25 protein-coding genes are annotated in these 25,706 nt (G+C 47.0%); 6 read left to right on the top strand and 19 right to left on the bottom strand.

The genetic code is table 11. From position 1 onward, the window contains the following. Positions 1-12: 12 nt before the first annotated feature. From trmD to ffh, 4 genes are all read right to left on the bottom strand, one after another. Complete coding sequence (gene trmD, locus IYN85_RS08305; RefSeq protein WP_196158332.1) at positions 13-786, bottom strand: tRNA (guanosine(37)-N1)-methyltransferase TrmD; 774 nt, start codon at positions 784-786, stop codon at positions 13-15. After that, a complete protein-coding gene (gene rimM, locus IYN85_RS08310; protein ID WP_196158333.1) occupies positions 783-1,316 on the bottom strand; it encodes a ribosome maturation factor RimM in 534 nt (177 codons plus the stop codon). Before rimM ends, trmD begins: the two co-directional genes overlap by 4 nt. Before the next feature lie 25 nt (positions 1,317-1,341). Beyond that, a complete protein-coding gene (rpsP, locus tag IYN85_RS08315; protein ID WP_196158334.1) occupies positions 1,342-1,593 on the bottom strand; it encodes a 30S ribosomal protein S16 in 252 nt (83 codons plus the stop codon). A gap of 312 nt (positions 1,594-1,905) precedes the next feature. Then, positions 1,906-3,321, bottom strand: coding sequence for a signal recognition particle protein (gene ffh, locus IYN85_RS08320; RefSeq protein ID WP_196158335.1), 1,416 nt, complete (start codon positions 3,319-3,321; stop codon positions 1,906-1,908). Between the two features lie 137 nt (positions 3,322-3,458). Here ffh and IYN85_RS08325 point away from each other — a divergent pair, with 137 nt between their 5' ends. From IYN85_RS08325 to IYN85_RS08340, 4 genes are all read left to right on the top strand, one after another. Next, positions 3,459-4,250 carry an inner membrane protein YpjD gene (locus IYN85_RS08325; RefSeq protein WP_196158336.1) on the top strand — a complete coding sequence of 264 codons (792 nt, stop codon included), beginning with the start codon at positions 3,459-3,461 and terminating at the stop codon, positions 4,248-4,250. Between the two features lie 130 nt (positions 4,251-4,380). Then, entirely contained in the window at positions 4,381-5,664 is a 1,284-nt protein-coding gene (locus tag IYN85_RS08330) for an HlyC/CorC family transporter (RefSeq protein ID WP_196158337.1), read from the top strand. A gap of 295 nt (positions 5,665-5,959) precedes the next feature. Continuing rightward, on the top strand, positions 5,960-6,568 hold the full coding sequence (locus IYN85_RS08335) for a Yip1 family protein (protein WP_230390528.1): 609 nt from the start codon (positions 5,960-5,962) through the stop codon (positions 6,566-6,568). 269 nt (positions 6,569-6,837) lie between these two features. Continuing rightward, positions 6,838-7,560: an RNA methyltransferase gene (locus IYN85_RS08340; RefSeq protein WP_196158338.1), complete on the top strand. Its 723-nt coding sequence runs from the start codon at positions 6,838-6,840 to the stop codon at positions 7,558-7,560. 51 nt (positions 7,561-7,611) lie between these two features. On the opposite strand, the gene IYN85_RS08345 is transcribed toward IYN85_RS08340, so the two are convergent. The 4 genes from IYN85_RS08345 to IYN85_RS08360 form a co-directional block, all read right to left on the bottom strand. Further along, positions 7,612-8,070, bottom strand: a complete 459-nt coding sequence (locus tag IYN85_RS08345) for a DUF962 domain-containing protein (protein ID WP_196158339.1) — start codon at positions 8,068-8,070, stop codon at positions 7,612-7,614. Positions 8,071-8,246: 176 nt separating this feature from the next. After that, positions 8,247-9,098, bottom strand: coding sequence for a DMT family transporter (locus tag IYN85_RS08350; protein ID WP_196158340.1), 852 nt, complete (start codon positions 9,096-9,098; stop codon positions 8,247-8,249). Between the two features lie 31 nt (positions 9,099-9,129). Then, on the bottom strand, positions 9,130-10,359 hold the full coding sequence (locus tag IYN85_RS08355) for a sterol desaturase family protein (RefSeq protein WP_196158341.1): 1,230 nt from the start codon (positions 10,357-10,359) through the stop codon (positions 9,130-9,132). Positions 10,360-10,658: 299 nt separating this feature from the next. After that, complete coding sequence (locus tag IYN85_RS08360; RefSeq protein ID WP_196158342.1) at positions 10,659-11,111, bottom strand: MbcA/ParS/Xre antitoxin family protein; 453 nt, start codon at positions 11,109-11,111, stop codon at positions 10,659-10,661. Positions 11,112-11,261: 150 nt separating this feature from the next. Between IYN85_RS08360 and IYN85_RS08365 the strand changes: the two genes are divergently transcribed. Continuing rightward, entirely contained in the window at positions 11,262-12,398 is a 1,137-nt protein-coding gene (locus IYN85_RS08365; protein WP_196158343.1) for a beta-ketoacyl-ACP synthase III, read from the top strand. Between the two features lie 20 nt (positions 12,399-12,418). On the opposite strand, the gene IYN85_RS08370 is transcribed toward IYN85_RS08365, so the two are convergent. The 5 genes from IYN85_RS08370 to cysM are packed head-to-tail and all read right to left on the bottom strand — an operon-like array spanning position 12,419 to position 18,099. Then, a complete protein-coding gene (locus tag IYN85_RS08370) occupies positions 12,419-12,886 on the bottom strand; it encodes a GNAT family N-acetyltransferase (protein WP_196158344.1) in 468 nt (155 codons plus the stop codon). After that, complete coding sequence (mazG, locus tag IYN85_RS08375) at positions 12,883-13,695, bottom strand: nucleoside triphosphate pyrophosphohydrolase (protein WP_196158345.1); 813 nt, start codon at positions 13,693-13,695, stop codon at positions 12,883-12,885. The genes IYN85_RS08370 and mazG overlap by 4 nt, the downstream gene beginning before the upstream one ends. 2 nt (positions 13,696-13,697) lie before the next feature. Next, positions 13,698-15,941, bottom strand: a complete 2,244-nt coding sequence (gene relA / locus IYN85_RS08380) for a GTP diphosphokinase (protein ID WP_196158346.1) — start codon at positions 15,939-15,941, stop codon at positions 13,698-13,700. 17 nt (positions 15,942-15,958) lie between these two features. Further along, the gene (locus tag IYN85_RS08385) at positions 15,959-17,206 is read right to left on the bottom strand and encodes a class I SAM-dependent RNA methyltransferase (protein ID WP_196158347.1); all 1,248 of its coding nucleotides are present in this window, start codon (positions 17,204-17,206) and stop codon (positions 15,959-15,961) included. Next, the gene (gene cysM, locus IYN85_RS08390; protein WP_196158348.1) at positions 17,206-18,099 is read right to left on the bottom strand and encodes a cysteine synthase CysM; all 894 of its coding nucleotides are present in this window, start codon (positions 18,097-18,099) and stop codon (positions 17,206-17,208) included. Before cysM ends, IYN85_RS08385 begins: the two co-directional genes overlap by 1 nt. Before the next feature lie 279 nt (positions 18,100-18,378). Here cysM and IYN85_RS08395 point away from each other — a divergent pair, with 279 nt between their 5' ends. Next, positions 18,379-21,234, top strand: a complete 2,856-nt coding sequence (locus IYN85_RS08395; RefSeq protein WP_196158349.1) for a response regulator — start codon at positions 18,379-18,381, stop codon at positions 21,232-21,234. A gap of 290 nt (positions 21,235-21,524) precedes the next feature. Here the strand turns inward: IYN85_RS08395 and acpS are convergent, their stop codons facing one another. From acpS to lepB, 6 genes are read right to left on the bottom strand one after another with little or no spacing between them, the layout of a single operon-like run. Further along, positions 21,525-21,896, bottom strand: coding sequence for a holo-ACP synthase (gene acpS, locus IYN85_RS08400; protein WP_196158350.1), 372 nt, complete (start codon positions 21,894-21,896; stop codon positions 21,525-21,527). 11 nt (positions 21,897-21,907) lie between these two features. Continuing rightward, the gene (locus IYN85_RS08405; protein ID WP_196158351.1) at positions 21,908-22,612 is read right to left on the bottom strand and encodes a DNA repair protein RecO; all 705 of its coding nucleotides are present in this window, start codon (positions 22,610-22,612) and stop codon (positions 21,908-21,910) included. Positions 22,613-22,614: 2 nt separating this feature from the next. Further along, entirely contained in the window at positions 22,615-23,523 is a 909-nt protein-coding gene (gene era / locus IYN85_RS08410) for a GTPase Era (RefSeq protein ID WP_196158352.1), read from the bottom strand. Beyond that, on the bottom strand, positions 23,516-24,199 hold the full coding sequence (gene rnc, locus IYN85_RS08415) for a ribonuclease III (RefSeq protein WP_196158353.1): 684 nt from the start codon (positions 24,197-24,199) through the stop codon (positions 23,516-23,518). The genes era and rnc overlap by 8 nt, the downstream gene beginning before the upstream one ends. Before the next feature lie 2 nt (positions 24,200-24,201). Next, complete coding sequence (locus IYN85_RS08420) at positions 24,202-24,567, bottom strand: DUF4845 domain-containing protein (protein ID WP_196158354.1); 366 nt, start codon at positions 24,565-24,567, stop codon at positions 24,202-24,204. 19 nt (positions 24,568-24,586) lie between these two features. Continuing rightward, positions 24,587-25,636 (bottom strand): signal peptidase I, encoded by a 1,050-nt coding sequence (gene lepB, locus IYN85_RS08425; protein ID WP_196158355.1) that lies wholly within the window; start codon positions 25,634-25,636, stop codon positions 24,587-24,589. Positions 25,637-25,706 lie beyond the last annotated feature (70 nt).

Raw genomic sequence — 25,706 nt, forward strand, 5'->3', positions numbered from 1 at the left:
TTCAGCTCCTGATCAGTCGCGTGAGCTTTGCTCACTTTTAAATTCATCTAAAAGAGTCAGCTGTTCTTGCGAAAGCTGGCGACCTTCAAGTAAATCCGGTCGTCTTTCCCATGTCCGTCCAATGGCCTGCTTTGCTCGCCACCGTCGAATATTTTCGTGGTGACCGCTTAACAACACGTCCGGCACACCTTTTTCATCAAGCATTTCGGGTCGAGTATAGTGTGGACAATCCAACAGTCCGTCAAAAAAAGAATCCTCCACTGAAGACATTTCATGCCCGAGCACCCCGGGAATCAACCGACTGATCGTGTCCATAAAGGTCATCGCCGCCAGCTCACCACCACTGAGAACAAAATCTCCCAGCGACCACTCTTCGTCTATTTCAGCTTCAATCAACCGTTCATCGATGCCTTCATAACGACCGCAGACAAAAATCAAACGCTCGTTCTGTGACAATTCAACTGCACCCTGTTGATCCAGCTTACGACCCTGCGGTGACATATAAATCACTTTGGATGATCGATCACTAGCGGCTTTCGCGGCCTGAATCGCATCCTGCAAAGGCTGAACCTTCATCAACATTCCCGGACCACCGCCAAACGGTCGGTCATCCACGGTTCGGTGACGATCATGGGTAAAATCCCGTGGATTCCAACATGACATTGAAATCAACCCGTTTTTTACCGCTCGCCCGCTGACACCATATTCTGAAAATGCGTCAAACATTTCCGGAAATAACGTAACCAGCCCGAATTCTAATGCCGGTTGAGCGCTTTTTTCGCTCAAAACTCCGGATCCCAATCTACCCGGATGACGCTTGCTTCCAAGCTGACATCCAACACAAACTGGTCGATGTAGGGGATTAAACGCTCACGACGATCAACACTGCTGCTGTCGCCTTTCACCACCAGCACATCATTGCCGGCTCCCGCACTCATCATGTAATCCACTTTACCGAGAACAACATCTGTCGTTGTTACTACGGTCAGGCCTTCCAGTTCATACCAGTAGTATTCCCCTTCAGCCAACTCTGGAAGACGGTCTCTCGGCACACAGATTTCAAACCCGGTGTATTGCTTCGCAATATCCCGATCATCAACCCCTTTAAAATGTGCGACCATCCCTTTGCCATGACTGCGCCCTTTATCCACCTCAACAAGCGTTAAATTCTTGCCGTTTCGAAGCGTCCAATTCCCATATTCGAGAATTCGATCCATCGGTTCAGTAAAAGAATAAACTTTTACCCACCCCTGAATTCCGTACACAGAAGAAATCTTCCCAAGTACTACGTAATCTTCTGGTTTTAAAGGTGTCATAGCGTAACCCGTGCCTCTTGATTAATTAGGCCTGGGCTTTCTTAAACTCTTTAAGCAATTGGGCGACACGATCAGAAGTCTGTGCACCCTTGCTTACCCAATAGTCAACGCGATCCAGGCTAACGCGCAAGCGCTCTTCCTGACCACGGGCAATTGGGTTAAAGAAACCAACACGCTCAATGAAACGTCCGTCACGGGCATTTCGGCTGTCAGCTACGGTTAGATGATAAAACGGGCGTTTCTTAGAACCGCCACGTGAGAGTCGAATGACTACCATCGCGTTCTCCTGTTTGGGCAAGCTTTGAAATCACCTGCCGTTGTGGATTGTTGAAGCGGTTAACTTCAAACAGTGTCCAACATTTAAATTACCTGGGCTTAGCCCAGAAATAAGGCCGCGAAATTATAGTGATCCAGGAGTTAATAGCAAGGAATATTTGGCTGCAAGCTGCAAGGTTGATTCTTTAGATGAATTATCGCAAGTCAACGAAACGCTCTGAATCTAAACATCGATTTTAACTTCAAGCTCCTAATGTACCGTTAGGAACTTGAAGCTATTAGAGTTCGCCTGATGGTTAGTAGCTTAAAATCGTTAGAATGGGAACTTACCGCCACCCAAACCTGGAGGCAATCCCCCACCGGGCGGCATACCACCTTGACCACCCATCATTCCACCCATGCCACGCATCATTTTCTGCATGCCACCTTTTTTACCAACTTTCTTCATCATCTTCGACATCTGCTTGTGTTGCTTCAACAGTCGGTTAACGTCTTGAATCTGCGTACCAGAACCCATGGCAATCCTGCGTTTTCGCGAACCATTTATTTTATCCGGGAAACGTCGCTCCATAATCGTCATGGAGTCAATGATGGCGCCCATTTGTGCAAATTGCTTTTCTGCGCCCTGCATCTGCTGAGCGGCCTGCGAAATCTGTCCCATACCAGGCAGCTTATCCATCATGCCGGTTAAGCCACCCATATTATTCATTTGCTTCAGCTGCTCACGAAAGTCTTCAAGGTCAAAACCCTTACCCTTCTTTAGCTTATTCGCGAGTTTTTCAGCTTTTTCTTTGTCGACTTTACGTTCGACTTCCTCAATTAAAGACAGAACGTCGCCCATGTCGAGAATACGGGACGCAATACGGTCTGGATAAAACGGCTCCAACGCGTCCGTTTTCTCACCCATACCCATAAACTTTATAGGCTTGCCCGTAATATGCCTGACGGACAGCGCTGCACCACCACGTGCATCACCATCGGCTTTGGAAAGCACCACACCGGTTAAAGGAAGTGCGTCACTGAAAGCTTTAGCGGTATTCGCCGCATCTTGCCCGGTCATAGCGTCGACGACAAACAGCGTTTCAATTGGATTAATGGCTTTATGTAACGCTTTGATTTCAGTCATCATGTCAGTGTCGATCGCCAGTCGACCTGCGGTATCAACTAAAAGAACGTCAACGGCTTGTTTACGGGCTGCATCGACGGCTCGCTTAACAATAACTTCTGGTTTTTCCGAAATATCACTTGGGTGAAAAATGGCACCTACTTCAGAGGCTAATGTCTCCAGCTGCTTGATGGCTGCCGGACGATAGACATCAGCAGAAACAACCATGACACGTTTCTTTTCACGTTCTTTCAGAAATCGGGCTAACTTAGCGGTCGTGGTCGTTTTACCAGCCCCTTGCAGACCGGCTAGTAAAACAATGGCTGGCGGCTGAGACTTCAGATCCAGGGCTTCATTGACGTCCCCCATGACGTGCTCAAGCTCACTTTGCACGATCTTCAGGAATTGCTGACCGGGATTTAACGCTTGCGAAACTTCCTGACCAACGGCACGCTCTCGCACACCATCGATAAAGGACTTTACCACCGGCAAGGCAACATCAGCTTCCAGCAGTGCCATACGCACTTCACGGAGCGAGTTCTTAATATTGTCTTCTGTCAGTTTTGCCTGACCGGTAATTTGTTTTAATGTTTGGCTTAAACGTTCTGATAGACTGTTAAACATGTTGTATTCACAATTGGGATCAATTGGCCAAGTATACCAGCGGTTGTTTTAATATGGCTAATTCTCAACCCAAGTGATAACAATTATCATTTGTGGCACACTGCAACCAGACACGGAATTTATAAGGTTAACTGTACATGCTTTTGTGGATTGCAATTCTGACCTATCTGACCAGCGGACTGGTGGCTATCTGGTCTGTTATGAAAGAGAAAAAATACCCCCTTTGGGTGGTTTATTCTCCTGCGGCAATCGGACTTGCGGCACATTCGGCACAGTTGATATCCGAAGTTATGGTTGCCGGCATGTTACAAATGAGTCTGTTAAACTCGATCAGTATCTGCGTTTGGATGACCATTGCCGTTATTCTGATTTCTGCCCTGTCCAAACCAATCCATAACTTATTTATGTTTCTTATGCCGGCTGGCGCTGCCTTCCTAGTATTGGCCTTGTTTGCACCTCAATTGGCAGTACCAAAGGCCTATTCAACCGGCATGTTGGTCCACATATTCATTTCACTGCTGGCTTACAGTGTCATGATCATCGCCACTTTACAGGCTATTCTGGTGAATATTCAAAGTAACCATCTACATAAACACCGGTTCAACAATAAGATATCCAGTATTCTGCCGCCGTTACAGTCCATGGAACGCCTTATGTTTGAATGGCTAATGATAGGTTTCGTGTTGCTGACCGCGGCAATCATTACCGGCGGCATCTATGTCGATAACATGCTCGCGCAACACCTGATACACAAAACGGTATTAACGCTGATTGCGTGGGCGTTTTTTGCCACTCTACTTTTTGGTCATTTCTACTTGGGCTGGCGAGGACAATATGCGAGCCGTCTGATTTACCTAGGTTTCGCCTTTTTGATTGTGGCCTTTATGGGTTCCAAGTTCGTGTTAGAGTACTTGCTACTCATCGCATAATTTTTTAAACGCAGTCGTGCTTTATCGAAAGGATTAACGCCGAAATGACAAGATTTGTCGACCAATGCTTGACAGCAGCCAGACATATCGATAAAAAATCGCCTGATTCCGCTGTTGAGGCTAACCTCTTTTGAACGATCTCCCCATAGGCCTGTTATTTACCATACTTGGCCTGCTGTTGTTATTTTCTGCCTTTTTCTCAAGTTCAGAGACCGGCATGCTGTCACTGAACCGATACCGACTGAAACATTTGGCTAATGAAGGAAATCGTTCGGCAAAACTTGCCAAACGACTGCTAGAGACGCCCGAACGATTGATCAGCGTCATCCTGATTGGCAACAATCTGGTCAATATTGCGGCAGCGACTATCGCCACAATCATCGCCCAGCGATTAATGCCAGCAAATGAAGAGCTGGCGTTGGCCATTTCAACTGTGGTGCTGACCTTAGCCGTTTTGATTTTTTCTGAAGTGACTCCCAAAACCTTGGCACAGAGGCACCCAGAGCGTATTTCGTTTCCTGCGTCTTATGTACTGCAAGGTCTTTCAGTCATTTTGGCTCCGGCCGTCTGGCTAGTGAACCACATTGTTAAGTGGATATTTTGGCTATTCCGGGTCGGACATGGTGCTGATAATGGCGAGGCGCTCTCTTCTGAAGAATTAAAAACTATCGTTAATGAATCCGGTAGCACGCTGCCTGAACAACGGCAATCCATGTTGCTGGGCATTCTCGAACTAGAAAATGTGACCGTTGACGACATCATGGTGCCACGCAATGAAGTTAAAGGCATCGATCTTGAAGACGATATCGAAACCATTGCTGAAAACATTCGTAAAACCGAATATACCCGGTTTCCGTTGTATAAGGGTGATATTGATAAAGTCATCGGTATTCTGCACGTCAGACACGCCGCTGAGTTTTTATACTCGGACAATCCATCTAAGGTTATGCTAACGAAAGCCGCCAACGACCCTTATTTCGTTCCAGAAGGCACGCCTCTGCATACCCAACTGTTTAACTTTCAAAGTCAGCAATTGCGTATGGCTCTTGTCGTTGACGAATATGGTGATATTCAAGGTTTGGTGACACTGGAAGACTTGCTGGAGGAGATTGTCGGCGAATTCACGACCGACCTGACCAACAGCAACAAAGAAATCCATCCACAGCGTGACGGAACCTTTGTTATTGATGGAACCGCCACGATCCGAGATATCAATCGAGCTCTGGATTGGGACTTGCCAACCGATGGACCGAAAACACTCAACGGTCTGATTCTGGAGCATGTCGAGGACATTCCGGATGCGAACCTGAGTCTTAAAATCGGCAATTATCTGATAGAGATACTGCAGATTAAGGACAATGCGGTCACTGCAACCCGTATCCGGGACCTCGGAACGAAGCAACCTACCGAATAAAAGTGTTCGACCATACCCACTAGCCGCGGCAATTAAGCAGCAATCGCCGCGGCAACCTGTCCTCGTCAACACAATAGTTTGACAACCCCTTCCCCTCTATCCTAGCCAGCCTGAGAAAGCAGACAATAACGCGTATCCTCGTTTTCTACACCTCATTAAACTTGTTATTTTTTAACCCGCCTGACTATACTGACTGACAATAATGCGATTGCTGAAGCGCATTACCAAAGGCAACCTCAGTAAAACTGAACGAGCTGAAAACCATTAAAAACAATAATTAAATGGAGAGAAACATATGATTCTCAATCACGTTTGGGGAATATTCACGCATCCCGACGACGAATGGAAAACGATACGGTCAGAGCCAAACACCATTGGTCGCCACTATTTTGCCCATGCACTGATACTGGCCGCCATTCCTGCTGTGTGCGCCTTTATCGGTACGACTCAAGTGGGCTGGACCGTCGGCAGCTCCGACACTATTTACAAGCTGACCGTCGAAAGCGCTTTAATGCTATGCCTGTTGTTCTATGGCGCGATGATTGTCGGCGTCATCATTCTGGGGAAATTTATTGATTTCCTATCCGAGACCTACCAGGAATCTGACCACACACCTCGCGGCATCGCATTAGCAACGTACACGACAGCACCTTTGTTTATTTGTGGATTAATTGCACTCTACCCGGTCCTTTGGCTAGATATGGTGATTGGCTTGGTAGCGATCGCTTACTCTGTGTACCTGCTGTATGAAGGGGTACCCATTTTAATGAGCATACCCAAAGAAAAGGGGTTTGTTTTTGCCAGTGCTATTGTCACCGTGGGTTTGGTGATGTTTGTCGGCCTCTTGGCAATTACGGTTATAGCTTGGGCAATTGGCGTAGGTCCGGTTTACATCACCGGTTAAACTTGCAAATGAGCCTTAAGGATACCTCTAGAAAGTCCATCTGATTCTGGATTTAAGAACGAGCTTATGGCGAAGCGAAAACTTGCAAACCTAGTGTCCTGAGTTAGAAGTTCGCCTCAGCTCTGAAACTATACGAACTTCCGACTCAGGACACTGGCGGGCTAAGTTGAGAATTTTCAACATCAATAATGACCAACGCCCGTGACATGACATTGGTCATTTTCCCCGAAGGGTAATACCATACCGCTAACATTACTGTCGGTCGTATTATGTCTTCAAATATTCGTATTGTTCTTATAAAAACCTGGCACGCAGGCAATATTGGTGCTACAGCACGTGCCATGAAAAACATGGGTTTATCCGAGTTGTACTTGGTCGATCCTGTTGACTTCCCGAGCGAGGAAGCCACCAGCCGCGCTGGACAGGCTACGGACATCTTGCAAAGCGCCGTCGTCGTACCAACCCTGGGAGCCGCGATCAAAGATTGTGCACTGGTCATTGGCACCTCGGCTCGCGATCGAAGTATCGCGCTTCCCGCGCTCACGGCGGAACAATGTGCCGAAAAAGCAGTTTTGGAACAGTCCAAAACCCCGGTAGCCCTCGTGTTCGGTCGCGAACGCATGGGTTTGCACAATGATGAGATCCAGCAATGTCACTTTCAAGTTAACATCGACGCCAACAAAGAATACCCGGTTCTGAATTTAGGACAGGCAGTGCAGATTTTATGCTATGAAATATTTAAAGCATCCCAATCTCAAAATACGCCTAAGTCAATCGAGGAACCTTACCCTTTACACGAAGATCTGGTCCGTTTTCAGGAACACCTTGAACAAACAGCCTACGATATCGAATTTATTAACCGTAAACATCCCGGACAGACGTTGGATCATCTGCAGGCACTTTTCAGACGGGCGCGGCCAACGCGCAAAGAGCTGAGTATTCTGCGCGGGTTTTTAAATGCGGCACAAAAAAACCATGGAAAATCGGATTAGCAATCTACGAACCGCGCCGTTTCTCAGCGAAAAGGCGCTGGCTTGTGCGAATCAAACAGGTAACCCAAGCCTGCGATAAACGAAACTGAGCAGCCAGGCGGGACCTATCATCAGAAACTGAATATCCTGGAAGAAACTGGGTTTCTTACCTTCAATTTTGTGGCCGATAAACTGACCTATCCACGCCAACACAAACAAAACCAGGGCTGTTGACCATAAAGGACTTTTCAGCGCCTGCTGGTGCCATACAATCAGGACAATACAGAACATGGAAAAAAGAGCCATACCGATGGTTAAGGTTACAGACAAGCGCAGGTAAAAAATCAGTGCGCTGATAATAAAAATGATACCCAGATTTAGCCAACCACTGGTGTTTAGCGACACGCTCCAAAGCAACGCAATAACGGTCCAGGTTATAATTGGAACACAAATCCAATGTATGGTTTTATTCACCGGGTTCTGGTGCGATTCGCCATAAGAATCCAGCCATTGTTGAATGGATTTAGCCATAGTATTCACCTCTCTGTTTTTTGTTGTTATTTTTCAAATACGGTTAGCAAGGTAGCCTATTTTTGCAAAATGAGCATTGACTAACGCAGTAAACCTGCATTATTGCCAGCTCAACATCCGCATTATTTCGCTTATATCAACAATAGAGAATAGAAAGCCGTTGGTCCTATACTTTGCTACTGCTTCGTTCGCCGATGACGGGCCCAAACATAGCCACTGAGCCCAATGAGAACCATAAATGAAGCGATATAAAAACGCGTACCGAACGACTCACCCAGTAAAAGCACGCCCATTAAAGCGACCAGGACCGGAACCAGCAATTGAAAGACCGCAGCGCTAACAGAGGTAATTAACGGTAACATCAGATACCAAATACAATACCCCAACCCCGACGCGAAAACGCCACTTAACAAGGCAAGAATAACGCCGAAGGCAGTCACATTAGGCTCTCCTACTCCAACAAAAACTAAAGCAACGATTAAGCTGATCGGCACAGCTGAAATAAAGCTTTGCGCCACATCCAATATGGCGTCAGACGAAGCCAAGCCTGAAATGGAGAACAACGCCCAGCCGACACCTGCGATCACCATTAGCACAAAACCCAGCAAAGATGGTTGATTCACGCCCGGTAAGACCAATACCAAAAATCCGACGATGGCTAATACAACGCCACTCCATTCTGGCATGGATAACCGTTGCCCCTGATATAACCCGTAGCCGATCATAATAAACTGGACTGTCGCGAAGAGAATGAGTGCGCCTGTCGCACTACTGACATACGCATAGGCAATGGAAAAGGCAAACGCATACAACAATAGATACAGGGTCGTTTTCCAGCGGAAATTTTCGATTTTTTCCGGCCGTTTCTGCACCCAAAGCACAACACTTAACACCGCAGCAGCGGAACACAAGCGGATCACCGTGAACAGGTAGGGATCTATCCACTGACCGGCTAACGCAGCACGCCCCAATATACTGTTTAAGGCAAAAGCAATGGCGGTGAGAAAGCCCAAGATTAAAATTTTCAAAGATACACCTAGCCTCACAGGGTATGACAGGTCATGTATTGGACTCTGAAATGACGGTAAAATTCCTTTTTTGAAAGTAAAAACAGAATCCCCAATAGATGCCCGCTGCTATTGAATAAAGAACAGATATGTTTTCTGGCCAAAGCACGGGTACCCAGACACTGATCAGCAAGATATAACTCAATCGAAAGGCCTCTATCCACCAGCCCAGAGGACGTCCTTCCAGTATGAAGTTCATACTCAACAATACCAATCCCAATGGAAAAAAATGCAGCAATGCAACCGTGAAATTTTGCAAATCGACAGATAACAGAAACCAAACCGTATATCCCAAGGCAAACAATAATTGGCTCCAAACCTGCCATCTCCCCGACATTGAACAGTTTGGGTTATACGGATGGAAGTTCTGCATGTTCAAGCGCGGCATTGGAGCGCGCTCGTTAACAATAGACGGGCGGACACCCGTCCGGCTGATCAGTATTTCTATTGTCGTGCGAAGACTACGCCCAACCCACATATCCTTAAGCATCTGCCCATAAATCTGAAAGTTCGCGTAAAAAGGATTAAAGCTATTCAGTGGCTTACGGACACCAAATACGACGGGATCGTCGGGGAGCTCCTCTTGAAACGTACCAAACAGCCGATCCCATAAAATGAACACACCGCCAAAATTCTTATCAATATAGCGATCGTTCATACCATGATGCACGCGATGATTCGAAGGCGTAACCATAATCCACTCAACAAAACCCAGTTTGGGGACAAAACGGGTGTGGACCCAGAATTGATAAATTAAATTAAACGAGCCAACCACAGCCACTAAGGCGGGATTGAATCCTAAAAAAACCATTGGCATATAAACCAGCGAACCTTTTACAAATCCGGAAAACGGTTGCCGTAATGCGGTGGTTAGATTGAACTCTTCACTCTGATGATGGACCGCATGTGCGTTCCAGAAAATGGAGAACACATGATCCAGACGATGGGACCAGTAATAAAAAAAGTCATAAACAATAAAAGCCACAATCCAAATAATGGGCGATTGCTCCAACTGAAAAAATGAGAAATAAGCAAACAAGGCACTGTAGGCGGCCCAATTGACATAGAGTGTAACGAAGTCCATGGTCCGGTTGAGCATTCCGGTACTGAGGCTGCCAACTGCGTCATTGAAACGGTAATATCCAGTTGTTTTACGCCAGTCCACGAGTGCTTCGAGGACGATCAACAACATAAATACGGGGATCGCGTATAAAATAATCATCGGACTTCTCTCTTATTTTTATTTTTTTTCATGTATCTCCCCCCATTTGTGGCTCCGGGTTGACGGAATGCACTGAATGATCGTTAAGCTGACGATTGCGCAGACAAGGAGATGGCGAACACTACTATCGGAAATTAATAACGAATGTAAAGTAAAATGATGCTATTCAACGGAATAGATGTTGACGGCTCAAAAAAATCGTGCGGCTTGGCTGGAAGAATACGATTTATCGAATACCTATGTGACGGAGGTAAAAACGCCGGTCGAAAAAACCAAGCGCCTTTACAACCCAAATCTGACTATTCTTTTTTGGATTCAAGTGTCGTCAACACCCGCGATACCCGGGTACGACCTTCTGCACTGGCCATCAATAACTTGGGAACTGTTCCATTCAACAACTCCTGTGGCCGATTAAGCCAGGCATGCGCCAACTCAGGATCCTCAAAAACCTGACAGGCACGAATCACAAGCTTGGTTATATCGTCGACAGCGCCATTCATTGGGGGCTCTTCAGACATATCCATAGATACAAGCTCAGCATTAGGCACGGCATTTAAAACCTGCTCACGTGCGTAACTTAACAAGTCTGCCGCGTGGTCACCTTCACGTTCAAAGTGCACACTGAATTCGGTCCCGGATAATGGGCCGGGTTCGACATGAAAATCGCTACCGGAGAGTTGACTGGCAACTTCATCAACATCGACTGCTTGACGCTCGGCTACTTTAAAAGTAAGCGAAAAATGATGCTTCATAAGTACTCACAGGCTTGCTATAGACATCTAAAGCATAACGAATAGGTCCGAGAATCGCCAGTTACGATTAAAAATCGATTGGATTTTTTAATGCACCTTTTCCGTGCTTTGTTACACTGCATTAATAAAAACTAAACAGAGATTATTTTGATGTCGCACTTCCCTAACGTAGTTATCAGTGGTTCTGGTGTCTGGAATCCCCCTTATTCCGTCAGTAATGAAGAATTAGTCGACGTATTAAACAGGAATGCCGACCGTTTCAATGAAGAAAATGCGGATGCCATTGCGGATGGACTGCTCGAACCTTTGGCCAAATCCGATGCGGCTTTTATCGAAAAAGCCAGTGGAATCAAACATCGTTTTGTCTTTGAAAAAGAAGGCATTCTCGATCTGAATCGTATGAGACCAAATATCCCGGAACGCAGTGACAACGACATATCACAACAGGCTGAAATGGCCGTAGCCGCCGCAAAGCTGGCTTTGGACGATGCAGGTAAATCCTCCGATCAAATAGACGCGGTCATTGTCAGTTGTGCCTATACGCAAAGAGCCTATCCTGCAATTGCTATTGAAGTGCAGCATGCGTTGGGCATTGTCGGGTTCGGATTTGACATGTTGGTTGCCTGTTCAGCAGCAACCTTTGCCTTGCAGCGGGCTTATGAAATGATTCGCTCTGGAACGGCAAGAGCAGTACTGGTCATTAACCCTGAACTGGTTACACCTCAATTGAATTATGCCGACCGGGACAGCCATTTCATTTTCGGTGATGTCGCCACAGCCATGGTTATTGAAGACGAAGCGAATGTGCAAAGCGACCAGTATTTTAAAATACTAGGGACAAAAGCGGTGACCAGCTACTCCAACAATATTCGTTCAAATTTTGGTCACTTGGCTCGCGCGGCCGATGTTGAAGCGTTTGGCGTGAACAATCTGTTTCATCAGGAAGGTCGAAAAGTTTTCAAAGAAGTTTGCCCAATGGCCGCTGAGCATATGACGAGTCATCTTGCCGAACTCGGTCTCGACAACGGCGTGGTCCGTCGTTGGTGGTTACATCAGGCAAATATCAACATGAACTTATTGATTGCCAAGAAACTGCTGGGACGTAATGCCACAGCAGACGAAGCACCTGTGGTGTTGGATCGTTACGGCAACACTGCTTCCGCGGGTTCTATTATCGCGTTCAGTCTCTACCACAAAGACTTTAAACCGGGTGAAATTGGCTTGATTTGTTCTTTTGGTGCGGGCTATTCAATAGGTTCGCTGATTTTGGAATGTTGTCAGAAATAGTTTCTCATCTGATCTGACGGTCATTTGACCGTTAAATCCAACTGGGCCAGGATTTTATCCAGGCCCTCACCATAGCCATTCTCGACAAATCCGGTTCTTACGAAGCCCTGTTTCTGATAAAAACCAAAAGAGCGTGGCGTGGTGTCTAAAGCTACTTTACGCACCTTGCCCAACATATGAAGAATTCGGTAATTGAGTAAAGCCTGCCCCAAGCCTTGACCATGAGATTCTCGAGTCACCATTCCCCAGATCAAGGTAGCTGTGTATTGTTGATCGACACAATACCCTGCACAACCCAATATTCGAGAACCGGAGGCCAGAACAAAATATGGCCACTGCTTATCTTCAGACAGACGTTCTCGCGATTGCAGATCATCAATGAATTCATCACGTTCGTGTTCTGCAAAATAGTCAGGCAGATTTGACTCCAGAACCTGCACACAACCAAGCAAGTCTTCCTTGCGATAGTCTCTTATTACCCAACTCATTCACGCTCTTTCCTTTTCGCTTGCGACCAGAATTGATCGAGCTCGGCCAACGTAAATTCTTGCCAGGGTTTTCCACTGTGATGGACACATTTTTCGACATAACCAAAGCGCGATTCAAATTTGGAGTTGGTCGAACGAACGGCCTGTTCCGGGTCGACACCAGTATGACGGGCAATATTGGCCAGCACAAAAAGCAGGTCTCCCAGCTCGTCTTCTATGTCACGTTGACGACCATTTTTAATGGCGGCTTTCAACTCATCGAGTTCTTCATGCACTTTCTCAATAACCTGATCAATATCCGGCCAGTCAAAGCCAACTTTCGCGGCTTTACCCTGTAGTTTTTTTGCCCTTAATAATCCTGGCAACGATTTGGGCACATCGTGTAAAACAGACTTGCTAAGCGTACTTTTTTCCTCGGCTTTCAATGCATCCCACTGTTGGTTGATCTGAGCATCACTTGGTCTTTGATGTTGCCATCGATCTTCCAGAACACCCTCAGGAAAGACATGAGGGTGACGGTAAATAAGCTTAGCGACCAGGCCATGAATAACATCGTCGAGAGTAAACTTTTCATCATCCTTTGCGATCTGCGCGTAAAACACAACCTGGAACAACAGGTCGCCCAGTTCTTCCGACAAGTGTGCAAAATCTTCACGCTCTATGGTATCTATAACCTCGTAGACTTCTTCCAGTGTGTGCGGAACAATTGAACGATAGTCTTGCTTAATGTCCCAAGGACAACCATCTACCGGGTCTCGCAATCGGGACATCAGGTATTTTAGATCTTCAAAGGTATAACGACGCGTCATCTCTAGTGAACACTCTTGGTATAGACTCGACGCACATCCGCCACGTTCGGGACCTTGGACAACAGTGCCATGATGCGACTCAACGATTGCAAGTCTTCAACCTCGACGGTGATTGTCATTTCTGCAGAATTATTCGATTTATTGGAGGCTGTATTCATACCGATAATATTGACACCAATATTCGCCAACACGGTCATCAAATCTTTTAACAAACCGGTACGGTCGTAAGCTAATATCAGCAACTCCACCGGATAGGTTGTTCGGACCTGACCACCCCAGGATACATCGATGATTCGTTCCGGTTCTTTTGACTTCAGCTGTAGCAAATTCACACAATCGTCTCGGTGAATTGACACGCCACGTCCCACGGTGATAAACCCGACAACTGGATCGCCCGGCACGGGTTTGCAGCAATTAGCGATGGTCGTGAGCAAATTACCGACGCCTTGAATAACCAGATCACTGGTGTGATTCTGCTGCTTGGCTTCCTTAAACTGAATCTGTTTTTCTTTTGGCGGGTTTGCAATATCTTCGGCGTGGTGTACGACGTGCATCAATCGAATATCACCCGCACCCAGCGCCGCGAACATATTGTCTTCGTCATTGAAATTGACAGATTGTGCCAATTGTTTCATATCGACATTGGCGATATTAAAGCGTCGCAACTCTCGCAACAGCATTTCCCGACCATCACGGACGTTGATATCCCAATCCTGAGATTTGAACCAATGCTTAATTTTTGCCCGAGCACGAGACGATCTCACATACCCGAGATCAGCATTCAACCAATCTCGGCTTGGGCTAGGATCGCTACCGGTCATAATTTCAACCTGGTCACCTATTTTGAGTGCCGTATTTAATGGCACTATGCGACCATTTACTTTAGCACCTCGGCAACGATGGCCTATGTCGGTGTGAACTTTGTAAGCGAAATCAATTGGGGTGGCATCGGAAGCAAGATCTACAACGTGACCATCCGGCGTTAATACGTATATCCGATCTACCGTAACATCGACACCCAGCTCTTCCACCATTTCGTCAATGCCACCAAGCTCGTCGTGCCATTCCAGCACTTGCCGCAACCAGGATACCTTTTCCTCATAGCCGCGAGACTGAGACGCTTTTTTCGCATCGGTTCCCTTATAAAGCCAATGAGCGCAAACACCCAGTTCGGCATCGTCATGCATTTCCTGAGTACGAATCTGAATTTCAACGACCTTGCCTTCCGGTCCGATGACGGCGGTATGCAATGAGCGATATCCGTTCTGTTTGGGCGAGGCAATGTAGTCATCAAACTCGCGGGGAATATGACGCCATAAAGAATGCACGATACCTAACACGGAATAACAATCACGTACTTGTGGAACTAATATCCGAAATGCCCGAATATCGTAAACCTGACTGAAGGTAATATTTTTACGCTTCATCTTCCGCCAAATTGAATAAATGTGTTTTGCCCGGCCCTGAATTTGCGCGGTAATCCCAGCTTCTTCAATTTCATGCGAAATCAAACTCTGAACTTTCTGAATGTACTCTTGGCGATCCAGACGTTTTTCATCCAACAGTTTGGCTATTTTTTTGTAGTCTTGCGGTTCAATATAGCGGAACGCGAGATCTTCTAACTCCCATTTCAGGTGCCCAACGCCGAGCCTGTGTGCCAACGGCGCATAGATATCAAATACTTCACGGGCTACTTTATAACGCCGCGCAGCCGGTGCTTTTTTGACAGCGCGGATAGCGCATGTCCGTTCGGCTAACTTGATTAAAGCAACCCGAACGTCGTCGATCATGGCGACCAACATTTTACGAACCGCCTCGCCCTGGGTCTCATTTTGACCAAAGACACTAACTTTTGTGGATTTCTGCTGATGATGGATGGCGGCCATGCGCATAACGCCACTGATCAGGTTGGCAACCTTCGGTCCGAACTGGTCTTTTACTGTTTCGACGTCCAATTCTTCTTCACGAACCGTTCGGTAGAGCACAGCGGCAACCAGAGCATCCTGATCCAAGCCAAGATCGGCCAGAATCTCGGCCATTTCCAATCCGGTTTTGAAAGCAGACGTGTTTTCACCCCACTCATTCGCTCGGTGATCCGCTTCTTGTTCAGCGGTACGCGCAATGCGACAAGCCCGAAGCAATTCTTCTTCGTCCACAATCGCTGTTTTGCTTTCAACTCTCGCCAACCAGGCTTCCAGGTCGACCGTTCCGTCGCTAAAGACAGGTTGATCTTCACGTACTTTCACGGATTTCTTCTCTTTGGTTACTTTTCCAACAACGCCATCGTTTCAATATGACGCGTTTGGGGAAACATATCGATCAAACCCACTTTTCTCAAGTGCCAATGTTGATTTACCAGATGTTTTAAATCACGCGCCATCGTTGCAGGGTCACAAGACACATACAATAGACGCTCTGCACCCACGATGGCATCCATGTTTCGGCAAACAGTTTCAGCACCAGCCCTGGGAGGGTCCAGTATCACAACGTTTGCGTTGAATTCCGTTAAGCCGGCGACATCTTGTAAAAGCGTTGTAAACAGGTTTTCGGCGACGAAACGCGCTTGAGTTTTGTCCCCCTTTGCGTCGTTTGCCTGCTGTATTGCACTCACACTAGATTCAACGCCAAAAACGCTCTGTACCTTATCCGACAAGGCTAGACTGATATTGCCGTTGCCACAGAATAGATCCACTAAACGATCATTCGGCGTTAGCCTGAGCCAATGGGCTAATTGCACAATCATTCGTTCATTAACGGATCGATTGACCTGAGTAAATTCTCCGGGTGCCGCGGTAACCCGATGAGACCCTGACCGATAAGACAGAGGTTGCTCTACTGCCCACCCCTGTTCACGCGCCCAGGCTTCTACAGCCTGCTTAGCCACCAAAGTCGCCTCGATGACCGCCAAACCGATCTGATCATAATCATCAACAACCAGTTCAACTTGCTTTACGCCCTTAACCGGGGCCTTGGCAGCAAGTGTTTTCAAAGCCAACTGCACTGGTTCGATCAGAACCGGACAATGCTGAACTGGCACGACTTCATGGCCTTTACTGGCGTGAAACCCAACTTGGCCAGACCTGGAGAGATGAAAGCGCGCACGATGACGATAACCATAGGGTTCAGAGCGCAAGGCTGGTTCCAGTTCCGGAACAGTGAATTGCTGTCGACTCAAATGGTCACGAATGGTCTGTTCTTTCAAACTTATTTGAGTCGCATGCGACAGATGTTGTTGCTGACACCCACCACATTGGCCATACAAACGACACAGAGGTTCACTACGGTACTCGCTATTGTGGCTGATTTTAACAGCACGCCCCTGCCACAGCTTTGAATTGCCCTGTTCCAGCGCCACCGTACATTGTTCACCTGGGACTGCGCCGAATACCATGACAACCCGGCCATCGACATGTCCGATACCACGACCATCATGGCTGAATCGGGTAATCTCCAGGTTGACCGTCGACGGAATTTTTGCTGCCTTATTCGACTTTGGTGAGTTACGGCGCATCAGCGGTTATACACCCCAGTCGATAAATAGCGATCACCCCGGTCGCACACAATCGCTACGATAACCGCGTTATTCACCTGTTCAGATAACAACAAAGCACCCGCTACTGAACCGCCTGAACTGACACCGGCGAATATACCTTCTTCGGTGGCTAAGCGTTTCATGGTCGCCTCAGCGGTACTCTGGTCCATATCGATAACTGAATCGACCCGAGCCTCGTCAAAAATGCTCGGCATATAGGCTTTAGGCCAGCGTCGAATACCGGGTATTTGAGAGCCTTCAGTTGGCTGTAACCCAACAATCTGTATATCTGGGTTTTGCTCTTTCAGATAGCGCGAACACCCCATAATGGTACCGGTTGTACCCATTGCTGAAACAAAATGTGTCACTTTCCCGTGCGAGTCCTGCCAAATTTCCGGGCCAGTGGTCAGGTAGTGAGCTTCTGGATTATCTGGATTGCTGAATTGGTCTAACACCTTGCCCTGCCCGGACGCCTGCATCGATAGAGCCAGATCCCGAGCGTATTCCATACCTTGATCCTGCGATACCGAGATGATATCAGCGCCGTAGGCGCGCATACTGGCCCGGCGCTCTTCAGACAGATTCGAAGGCATGATCAACGTCATTTTATAACCCTTAATCGCCGCGGCCATGGCCAACGCAATTCCGGTATTGCCGCTTGTCGCTTCAATCAGGTTGTCTCCAGGTTTGATATCGCCCCGCCGCTCGGCCTGCAATATCATGTTCAAAGCGGGCCTGTCCTTAACCGACCCCGCGGGATTGTTACCTTCCAGTTTCAATAGCACCGTGTTGCTGGGATTTGGATTGATTCGTTGCAAGCGAACCAATGGCGTGTGGCCGATAAAATCCTCAACGGTAGGAAATTCACTCATAATGTCTCCAGAATTCTCAATGGCCGCTATTGTACCTTCTTATAACTGCCAGAAATAATAACGTTCGTTTATAAAAAATTTTATTTAGAGTATGACGATATATATGACTGAATAGACTCCTATTCAGCGAATCTGTTCATCGGAACCCTCAGTTTTTCGACAAAAATCCGCTCTTTTGCGTCATAATGCAGATCAGGCAAACCCAAAAAACTCTTTACTACTCGCCGCTATAACGCTGATCCTTAATCGACGGCTTTCAAGGCGGCAAACAGGCTCCGTATGAATTCAATTGGCTTACAAAATCGACTGCTTTATATCTCTCTTATCCCAGCACTGATTCTCGGACTATTGGCCGTTAGCTGGTTTACCAAAATTGATATAGACAACCAAACAGCTGCCTTTGAGCAACGTACAGAAGCCGTTGCCAATCGACTTGCAGACACACTGTCCAGCCCAGTCGCCGCCGTGCAGGAACCGTTATTAGATGCGTTAATTCGCCGCACACTGAACGAGCCTGATGCCCGCTCAATACGATTATTTACGGCTTCTGCCAGCGAATGGTCTTTACACGGTCCAAATCCACTGGGGCCATCTTACCCAATCTCGATAAGTGACACCCGTGAGACAAGGGTTTACCGAAGTGATTTAAGCTATCGCTATCTAGTGCCGATCTTTTCTCCAGATGATTTGCAATCCAGGTTGCCATCTCCCCGCCCGATAGCCTGGGTGGAAGTCGAATTTGACTATGCCAACACCAAGTTGTGCCACTATCAGTCAATCTTACGCAACATCGCCCTGTTGATGGTCTCACTGCTCATCATCAGCGGTGTCGCCTTGTATTTGAATCGGGAAATCATTAATCCCGTACAAAACATGATACGGACGGTCGTGGAAATACGAGAAGGAAATCTTGAATCCCGCGTGCCTGTTAAATCAAAAGGTGAATTACGGGCTCTTGAGGTCGGCATTAACGCGATGGCCGAAACCATCAAAGATGCCTACAACGATATGCAGAACAGCGTCGAACAGGCCACTCTGGACCTGCGTGAAACGCTGGAGACAATCGAAATCCAGAACATTGAATTGGATATGGCTCGTCGCGAAGCGCAAACGGCAAATCAGGTTAAAACAGAGTTTCTCGCCAACATGAGCCATGAAATCCGTACACCCTTGAATGGCATTATTGGTTTTGCCCGATTATTGGGACGATCAAATTTGACGCGTAAACAAGAAGACTATGTAGGCACCATCATGTCTTCGTCTCAGGTATTGCTGACGATCATCAACGATGTATTGGATTTTTGCAAAATCGAAGCTGGAAAATTGATGCTCGATAACCGCAGCACTAACTTACGTGAAGTCATTGAAGAAGTTCTGACGATGCTGGACCCAGCATCGTCAGCCAAAAACCTGGAAGTCGTTTCTTTATTTTTTGCCGATGTCCCTGAACAGTTGATTTTTGATCCACTTCGACTGAAGCAGGTACTGACCAACCTGATCAGCAATGCGATTAAGTTTACCAGCGAAGGCAGTGTGGTCATCCGAACCATGATAGAGCAACAACAGGGAAACAAAGTTACCGTCAGGGTCAGTGTGACTGACACCGGGATTGGACTGAGCAAAACCCAACAAAAAGCTCTCTTTCAGGCCTTTTCTCAAGCGGATTCCTCGACAGCTCGCGAATTTGGCGGCACTGGGCTCGGACTGGTTATTTCCAAGCGTCTGGTTGAACAGATGGGCGGCGATATCGGCCTGGAAAGCAAAAAAGGCGAAGGATCTACATTCTGGTTTAACATTCGTGCTGAGGTCGCGCCTGCTGTTCAACAACCGCCTAAGTTAAAGGGCCTAGAAAATCATACTGTCGCGATTATTGAATACCGTGAAATGACGCGCTTGTCGGTCCGACATCAAATTGAAAGCTGGGGAGCCCGAGTCATCGAGTTTGACTCGGCCGCGCAATTGGCAGAGCATTTGAAAACCAACCCAGAACCACGCCCGCAACTGGCTATTATGGATGTTGATGGTCAACAGCGAAGTGATGAACTGTACCGTACACTGCTGACAATCGATCGTGATTTGGAATGCCCGACACTGGTCATATCCAACTCCAGTGACGAGGACATCAATGCTCGCATGCTCGAACAGGGTGCCCATTTCTACCTGACTAAGCCGATCCGCTCAGCAGAACTCTACCAAGCCCTGATCCGTATCATTGAACCGGAAGGTGACTATTCGACTCAACGCGGAGAGTTACGCCTGGGGCATATGAAATCCACCATTAATGTACTTGCGGTCGATGATAATCCAGCCAATCTCAAGCTCATCGTTACTTTACTTGATTCACTGGGCGTGGTCGTAAAAGGTGCTTCTGGCGGCGAGGAAGCCGTCAACATGGCCCAACGAGAACAGTTTGACCTTATCTTTATGGATATTCAGATGCCGAACATGGACGGTCTAACGGCCACCCGACATATCCGACGGACTGAAGCCAGCAATCGCCACGTACCGATTATCGCCCTTACCGCGCACGCTTTGGCTGATGAACGTGAAGCGATGTTGGATGCTGGCATGGATGACTATCTTGCTAAGCCCATTGATGAAGACCAGCTACAGCGAACGCTGTTTAAATGGACCGGCGCGACGCTGCAGTCCTCCGAGCACAAGTTCGAATCCTCGGCTGAAGCAAATGAACCGGCTCCGGAACTGGATGCCCAACAATTATCTGAGTTACCGACAGTCGATCTGGTGAGTGGCCTGGAAAAAGCCAATGGCAAACTGAGCCTCGCAAAAGATATGTTCAGCATGCTCATTGACACGCTGGCCAAAGATCAGCAACAGATCAACCAACTGTACCAACAAGGGGACTATAAAGCTCTGCTGGAACTGGTGCATAGACTCCATGGAGCGACGCACTACTGCGGCGTTCCGCGCCTTAGGGTTACCGCCATGCACACCGAGTCATTGTTAAAACAAGGCTTTTATTCGATGCTGGAGGATGCGTTGTTTATCTTAAATGACGAGATTGAAAACGTGCAGCACTGGTCAGCTGAAAACAACATCGATCGCAATTTTGAACAGGCCGTTAAGGTTTACGCCTATCAAATTAAAAATAAAAATAAGTCCGTTAAAGTTTAAGCCTAGTGTCCTGAGTTAGAAGTTCGCATGTATTCAGCATGCCATTCAAGCTCTATTGCGAGCCGCGTCCCGCAGTCGATGGTTGTTCCATTGGCAAGAGACAGAACGACACCAGAGAGCTTGAATGTCGCGCCCGAAGAGAGCTCATGGAAAACACTATTACGGCGTTGCTCTTCTTGAAAAGATCTCGATATTCTCTACTAAGAGCGCCTTGTAATATCGCTTCCTATTAGCTCTGAAACTAAACGAACTTCCGACTCAGGATATTAACGTGCAGGCTGCTACCCGGTTTACAGCAGAACAGCGAATGCGACGGCATAATCCTGTTCATCGCTGAGTGTCACTTTGACTTCCTTGGCTCCAAGCTCGTGCAATCGTGTCAGCGCAACATTGCTTAATGTGACCTGTGGCTCACCCATTGGTCCAGGGATGATCTGAATATCTGCAAAGGTCACACCTTTAGCGATGCCTGTACCCAAGGCTTTGGCAATGGCTTCCTTGGCCGCAAAACGATTGGCCAGAAACGCCATTGAATAGCCTCGTTTCGCAAAAACAGCCTGTTCAGACACCGACAGTACTCGGGTTACAAAGCGCTCTCCTTGCTTTTCAAAAGATGCCTGAATTCTAGAAATTTGTACAATGTCTGTTCCAATACCTTTCATCGGTTATCCCTTCAATTTTCGGTGACAATTAACGGAGGCTCCTGGCGATGTTGCGGCAAAGGCCAATAGCGTGTTCGAATCGTCTGACCTTCCGTTGCAAACAGCAGCTGATTTAACAATGTCTCCCGCGCAACAGAAAGTGCACCTTTAACCTCATGGTTTAGCTGCCCTGCAGCAATGATCTGATGGCCAAGATAGCGGCCACGGTTGTCGGCGACAAAGCCCCCACCCGGTTGAAAGGAATAAGCCTCAATATCTATGAGCGCTTGCCCTTGGGCATCGTGCTGGTAATCGATTCCCAGACCTAAGCAATCCAATAGTCTCATTTCAAAGAAGCGCATAACAGCCTGCGTCTTATGTGGTAAGCAAAGCTGCATCAGGGTACTGATATAGCAACCGAACAAACTCAAGTCTGCAATATCGATAGGCAATAACTGATAGATTAACTCATTGATGTAGAGAGTGAAGTAGGATTCTCTAGGTTGCGAAATCAACAGAGGCTGTTGGTATCGGAACCCACTGGCGACATACCCGGTTTTACAGGGTTTAATCTTCAGCTCGAACTGACGCGCGAACTCGGGTGGCTGTGTTTTCAATAAACAATGAATCTTACCCTTTTCCGCCGTGAAAAAAACACACGAAAAGTGATACTCGCCGATGGGAGTTGCGTAAATGAGAAACCCACTGACAGTTTCTGCCCGAGCCGCCAACCTCATAATCAGTCGTCGAAATAGCCCAGGCTTTTTAACGCTCGATCATCGTCGGCCCAACCACCTTTCACTTTCACCCAGAGGTTCAACATAACCTTGGCTTCAAAGAGGTTTTCCATATCGATTCTTGCTTCTTGGCCAACTTTTTTAATGCGAGCACCTTTGTCACCAATGACGATTCGCTTTTGACCAGAACGTTCGACAAGGATCAGACCATGGATATGTAATATTCTGTCTTCAAACTTGAACTGCTCGATTTCCACAGCCGTCGAATAAGGCAGCTCCGCACCCAACTGGCGCATGATTTTTTCACGGATAATTTCGGCAGCCATGAAACGCTGACTTTTATCGGTGATTTGATCTTCTGGAAAATGAAACAGACCTTTCGGCATGGAAGCCGTCAACACAGCCAATAATGTGTCCAGATTATGACCCTGTAGAGCAGATACTGGAATGACATCCTTGAAGGTAAATTTCTCGCTGACCTGCTCAATATGAGGCAACAACGATTGCTTATTATCCAGGTGATCTACTTTGTTGATCACCAGAATAACCGGTGCCTTAACACGTTTGAGTTTGTCGAGTACCCATTGGTCTTCGTCTGTCCATACGGTCCGGTCAACTACCATCAAAACCGCATCAACATCGGCCAGCGCATTGTCTGCCGCCTTGTTCATAACCCGGTTAATCGCCTTTTCCTGACCTCGGTGCATACCAGGTGTATCCACAAAAACCATTTGTGTTTTTTCTTCCGTCCAGATACCCATTATTTGATGTCGGGTCGTCTGAGGCTTGCGGGAGGTGATCGATATCTTTTGCCCGAGAATATGATTCATCAACGTTGACTTGCCAACATTAGGGCGACCAACGATAGCAACAAAGCCACATTGGGTATCAATAGAGAAGTGTTCAGTCATGTTTTTCGCCTAATGCTTTTAATGCTGCGTGCGCAGCTTCCTGTTCAGCCATACGCCGACTACTGCCGATGCCCTCGAAGGGCTGGTCTTTGGACTCAACGCTGCAGTGAACGGTAAATTGTTGCTGATGTGCTTCGCCGGAGATTTGAGTCACCTGATAATCCGGCAAAGGCATGCGACGTGCCTGCAGAAACTCCTGCAGCCGGGTTTTAGAATCCTTAATGTTCTCTTTAAGATCCAGATTTTGCAGACGCTGCTCGTACCACCCCAACAACACTCGTTGAGACGTGGCCAGATCAGCATCAATACTGACCGCACCTATGATGGCCTCAACCGCATCCGCTAGAATGCTGTCGCGCCGAAAGCCGCCACTTTTTAATTCGCCACTGCCTAATTTGAGAAAATCACCAAGATTGAACTCTCGACCAATTTCGGCCAGAGTATCCCCTTTCACCAAGTGTGCTCGCAGCCGAGACATCTGCCCTTCTTTTGCATTGGGAAACTGCTCGAACAAAGCCTGCGCGATCGTGCAATTCAGAATAGCATCACCCAGAAACTCAAGTCGTTCGTTGTTCTTACGGGAAAAACTGCGGTGTGACAGCGCCTGTTCCAGCAAACCCTCATCTTTAAACTGATAGCCGATACTGGCAATTAACCGAAAATACTTAGAAGCCAACGTTATAACTCATAATTTTCATGAAACATCATGACCACATCAACATTACCAAACAAATGCACCCGTTTTTCATACTCTAAAATGATGGTAATAGGGTCTTTACGCTTATCAATTTTTAGATCTGTCTTCAGATTCATCTGAATCTGATTAATATCCATGTTTTTCTGCAATCGATCTTTGAAGTCAATCTCAGAAAAACGTGAACTGGTTTGTCCCTCTAGCGAGGTTTTAATCATTTTGTCCAATGTATAATGGTCGAAATAACGACCGGACATCTTAATGGTTAATAAACCGAAAAAGATAACGAGAAAAGCGAGCAGAGCCACACCAATAAGTGAAAGCCCCTGTTGGCGTCGTAAACTTTTCATAACACACCTATTTTAATCATTATTGGATTCGACCTGCACGGGAAAAACTCGGGTAAAACCCTTCCCAATGCATCCATATCACGAAAGCTTCGCCCAGAATGGCATTTTCGTCAACAAAACCCCAGTAACGGCTGTCGAAGCTGCTATCGCGGTTGTCTCCCATAGCAATGAATTTACCTTCCGGAATCACGACCCCTTCTAGAGGAATCCACCCTTTCTGTCGGGTACCTGTGCCAACGTATGCACTCTGATAAATAAGATGCTCTCGCCCATCCAGATACTCGGTATAAAGCTTGTACTGCCCTTCATCATCTGTCGCCGAATTCAAATATTCTGTGGCGACCACCTTACCATTGATACGCAAAATGCTACGGTTGTAATCAAACTGAACCAGATCACCGGGAACACCGACAACTCGTTTGATGAAGTTCTTATCGGGTTCGTGGGGAGGCTTAAAAACGATAACATCACCCCGTTCAGGTTGAGCAACCGGAATAATGATATTGTTGGTGATCGGCATACGGATACCATATGCAAAACGGTTGACCAGAATAAAGTCACTGATTTCCAGAGTTGGCTTCATGGATCCGGATGGAATCTGGAAAGGTTCAACCAGAAAACTTCGCAATAGAAACACGAAAACCAGTATTGGAAAAAAAGCCCGACTGTTTTCGATCAATCCGGGCTCCAAGGTCGCCGTATCCGTCTTTTCGTCAAATTCAGGGATTTCAGCGACTGCCCGTTGCAGGATACCAGTACGCGTATTCTTGGTTAAAAGCCGGTCAACCATCCAAACAATACCTGTAAAGACCGTTGCCCCGATCATTAATAGTGCAAAATCGAATCCCTGACTGATAATCTGGTAGATGAGATACCCTATCCCGGCGACCAAGCCATAGCCTAAGCCTTTCTCTAAGGAAGTCGATTGAAACACCGACTTCAATAAATCCATATTCAAACCAGTACTTGGCTCAATGCTCAGCAATCGCTCACGGTAACTTTTAAAAACAAGAACCGTCAGCACTGCTCCTAACAGTAAAACCAATGCCGATAAAAAATACAAACTCATCCTGACTCCCTATAATTTCGCGCCGATTTAGCGTTTTAGCCCATCATTCCAGACAATTTAACCTGCCCTG

The sequence above is a fragment of the Reinekea sp. G2M2-21 genome, from assembly GCF_015687175.1.
Taxonomy (GTDB): Bacteria; Pseudomonadota; Gammaproteobacteria; order Pseudomonadales; family Natronospirillaceae; genus Reinekea.

Coding starts and splice junctions, on each gene's coding strand:
- IYN85_RS08385 (WP_196158347.1), bottom strand. CDS start 17,206: ATGCGCCGTAACTCACCAAAGTCGAATAAGGCAGCAAAAATTCCGTCG.
- IYN85_RS08325 (WP_196158336.1), top strand. CDS start 3,459: ATGCTTTTGTGGATTGCAATTCTGACCTATCTGACCAGCGGACTGGTG.
- acpS (WP_196158350.1), bottom strand. CDS start 21,896: ATGAAAGGTATTGGAACAGACATTGTACAAATTTCTAGAATTCAGGCA.
- mazG (WP_196158345.1), bottom strand. CDS start 13,695: ATGACGCGTCGTTATACCTTTGAAGATCTAAAATACCTGATGTCCCGA.
- IYN85_RS08370 (WP_196158344.1), bottom strand. CDS start 12,886: ATGAGTTGGGTAATAAGAGACTATCGCAAGGAAGACTTGCTTGGTTGT.
- IYN85_RS08405 (WP_196158351.1), bottom strand. CDS start 22,612: ATGAGGTTGGCGGCTCGGGCAGAAACTGTCAGTGGGTTTCTCATTTAC.
- IYN85_RS08420 (WP_196158354.1), bottom strand. CDS start 24,567: ATGAAAAGTTTACGACGCCAACAGGGGCTTTCACTTATTGGTGTGGCT.
- rpsP (WP_196158334.1), bottom strand. CDS start 1,593: ATGGTAGTCATTCGACTCTCACGTGGCGGTTCTAAGAAACGCCCGTTT.
- cysM (WP_196158348.1), bottom strand. CDS start 18,099: ATGAGTGAATTTCCTACCGTTGAGGATTTTATCGGCCACACGCCATTG.
- era (WP_196158352.1), bottom strand. CDS start 23,523: ATGACTGAACACTTCTCTATTGATACCCAATGTGGCTTTGTTGCTATC.
- IYN85_RS08340 (WP_196158338.1), top strand. CDS start 6,838: ATGTCTTCAAATATTCGTATTGTTCTTATAAAAACCTGGCACGCAGGC.
- lepB (WP_196158355.1), bottom strand. CDS start 25,636: ATGAGTTTGTATTTTTTATCGGCATTGGTTTTACTGTTAGGAGCAGTG.
- IYN85_RS08355 (WP_196158341.1), bottom strand. CDS start 10,359: ATGATTATTTTATACGCGATCCCCGTATTTATGTTGTTGATCGTCCTC.
- rimM (WP_196158333.1), bottom strand. CDS start 1,316: ATGACACCTTTAAAACCAGAAGATTACGTAGTACTTGGGAAGATTTCT.
- IYN85_RS08335 (WP_230390528.1), top strand. CDS start 5,960: ATGATTCTCAATCACGTTTGGGGAATATTCACGCATCCCGACGACGAA.
- IYN85_RS08345 (WP_196158339.1), bottom strand. CDS start 8,070: ATGGCTAAATCCATTCAACAATGGCTGGATTCTTATGGCGAATCGCAC.
- IYN85_RS08360 (WP_196158342.1), bottom strand. CDS start 11,111: ATGAAGCATCATTTTTCGCTTACTTTTAAAGTAGCCGAGCGTCAAGCA.
- IYN85_RS08395 (WP_196158349.1), top strand. CDS start 18,379: ATGAATTCAATTGGCTTACAAAATCGACTGCTTTATATCTCTCTTATC.
- IYN85_RS08365 (WP_196158343.1), top strand. CDS start 11,262: ATGTCGCACTTCCCTAACGTAGTTATCAGTGGTTCTGGTGTCTGGAAT.
- ffh (WP_196158335.1), bottom strand. CDS start 3,321: ATGTTTAACAGTCTATCAGAACGTTTAAGCCAAACATTAAAACAAATT.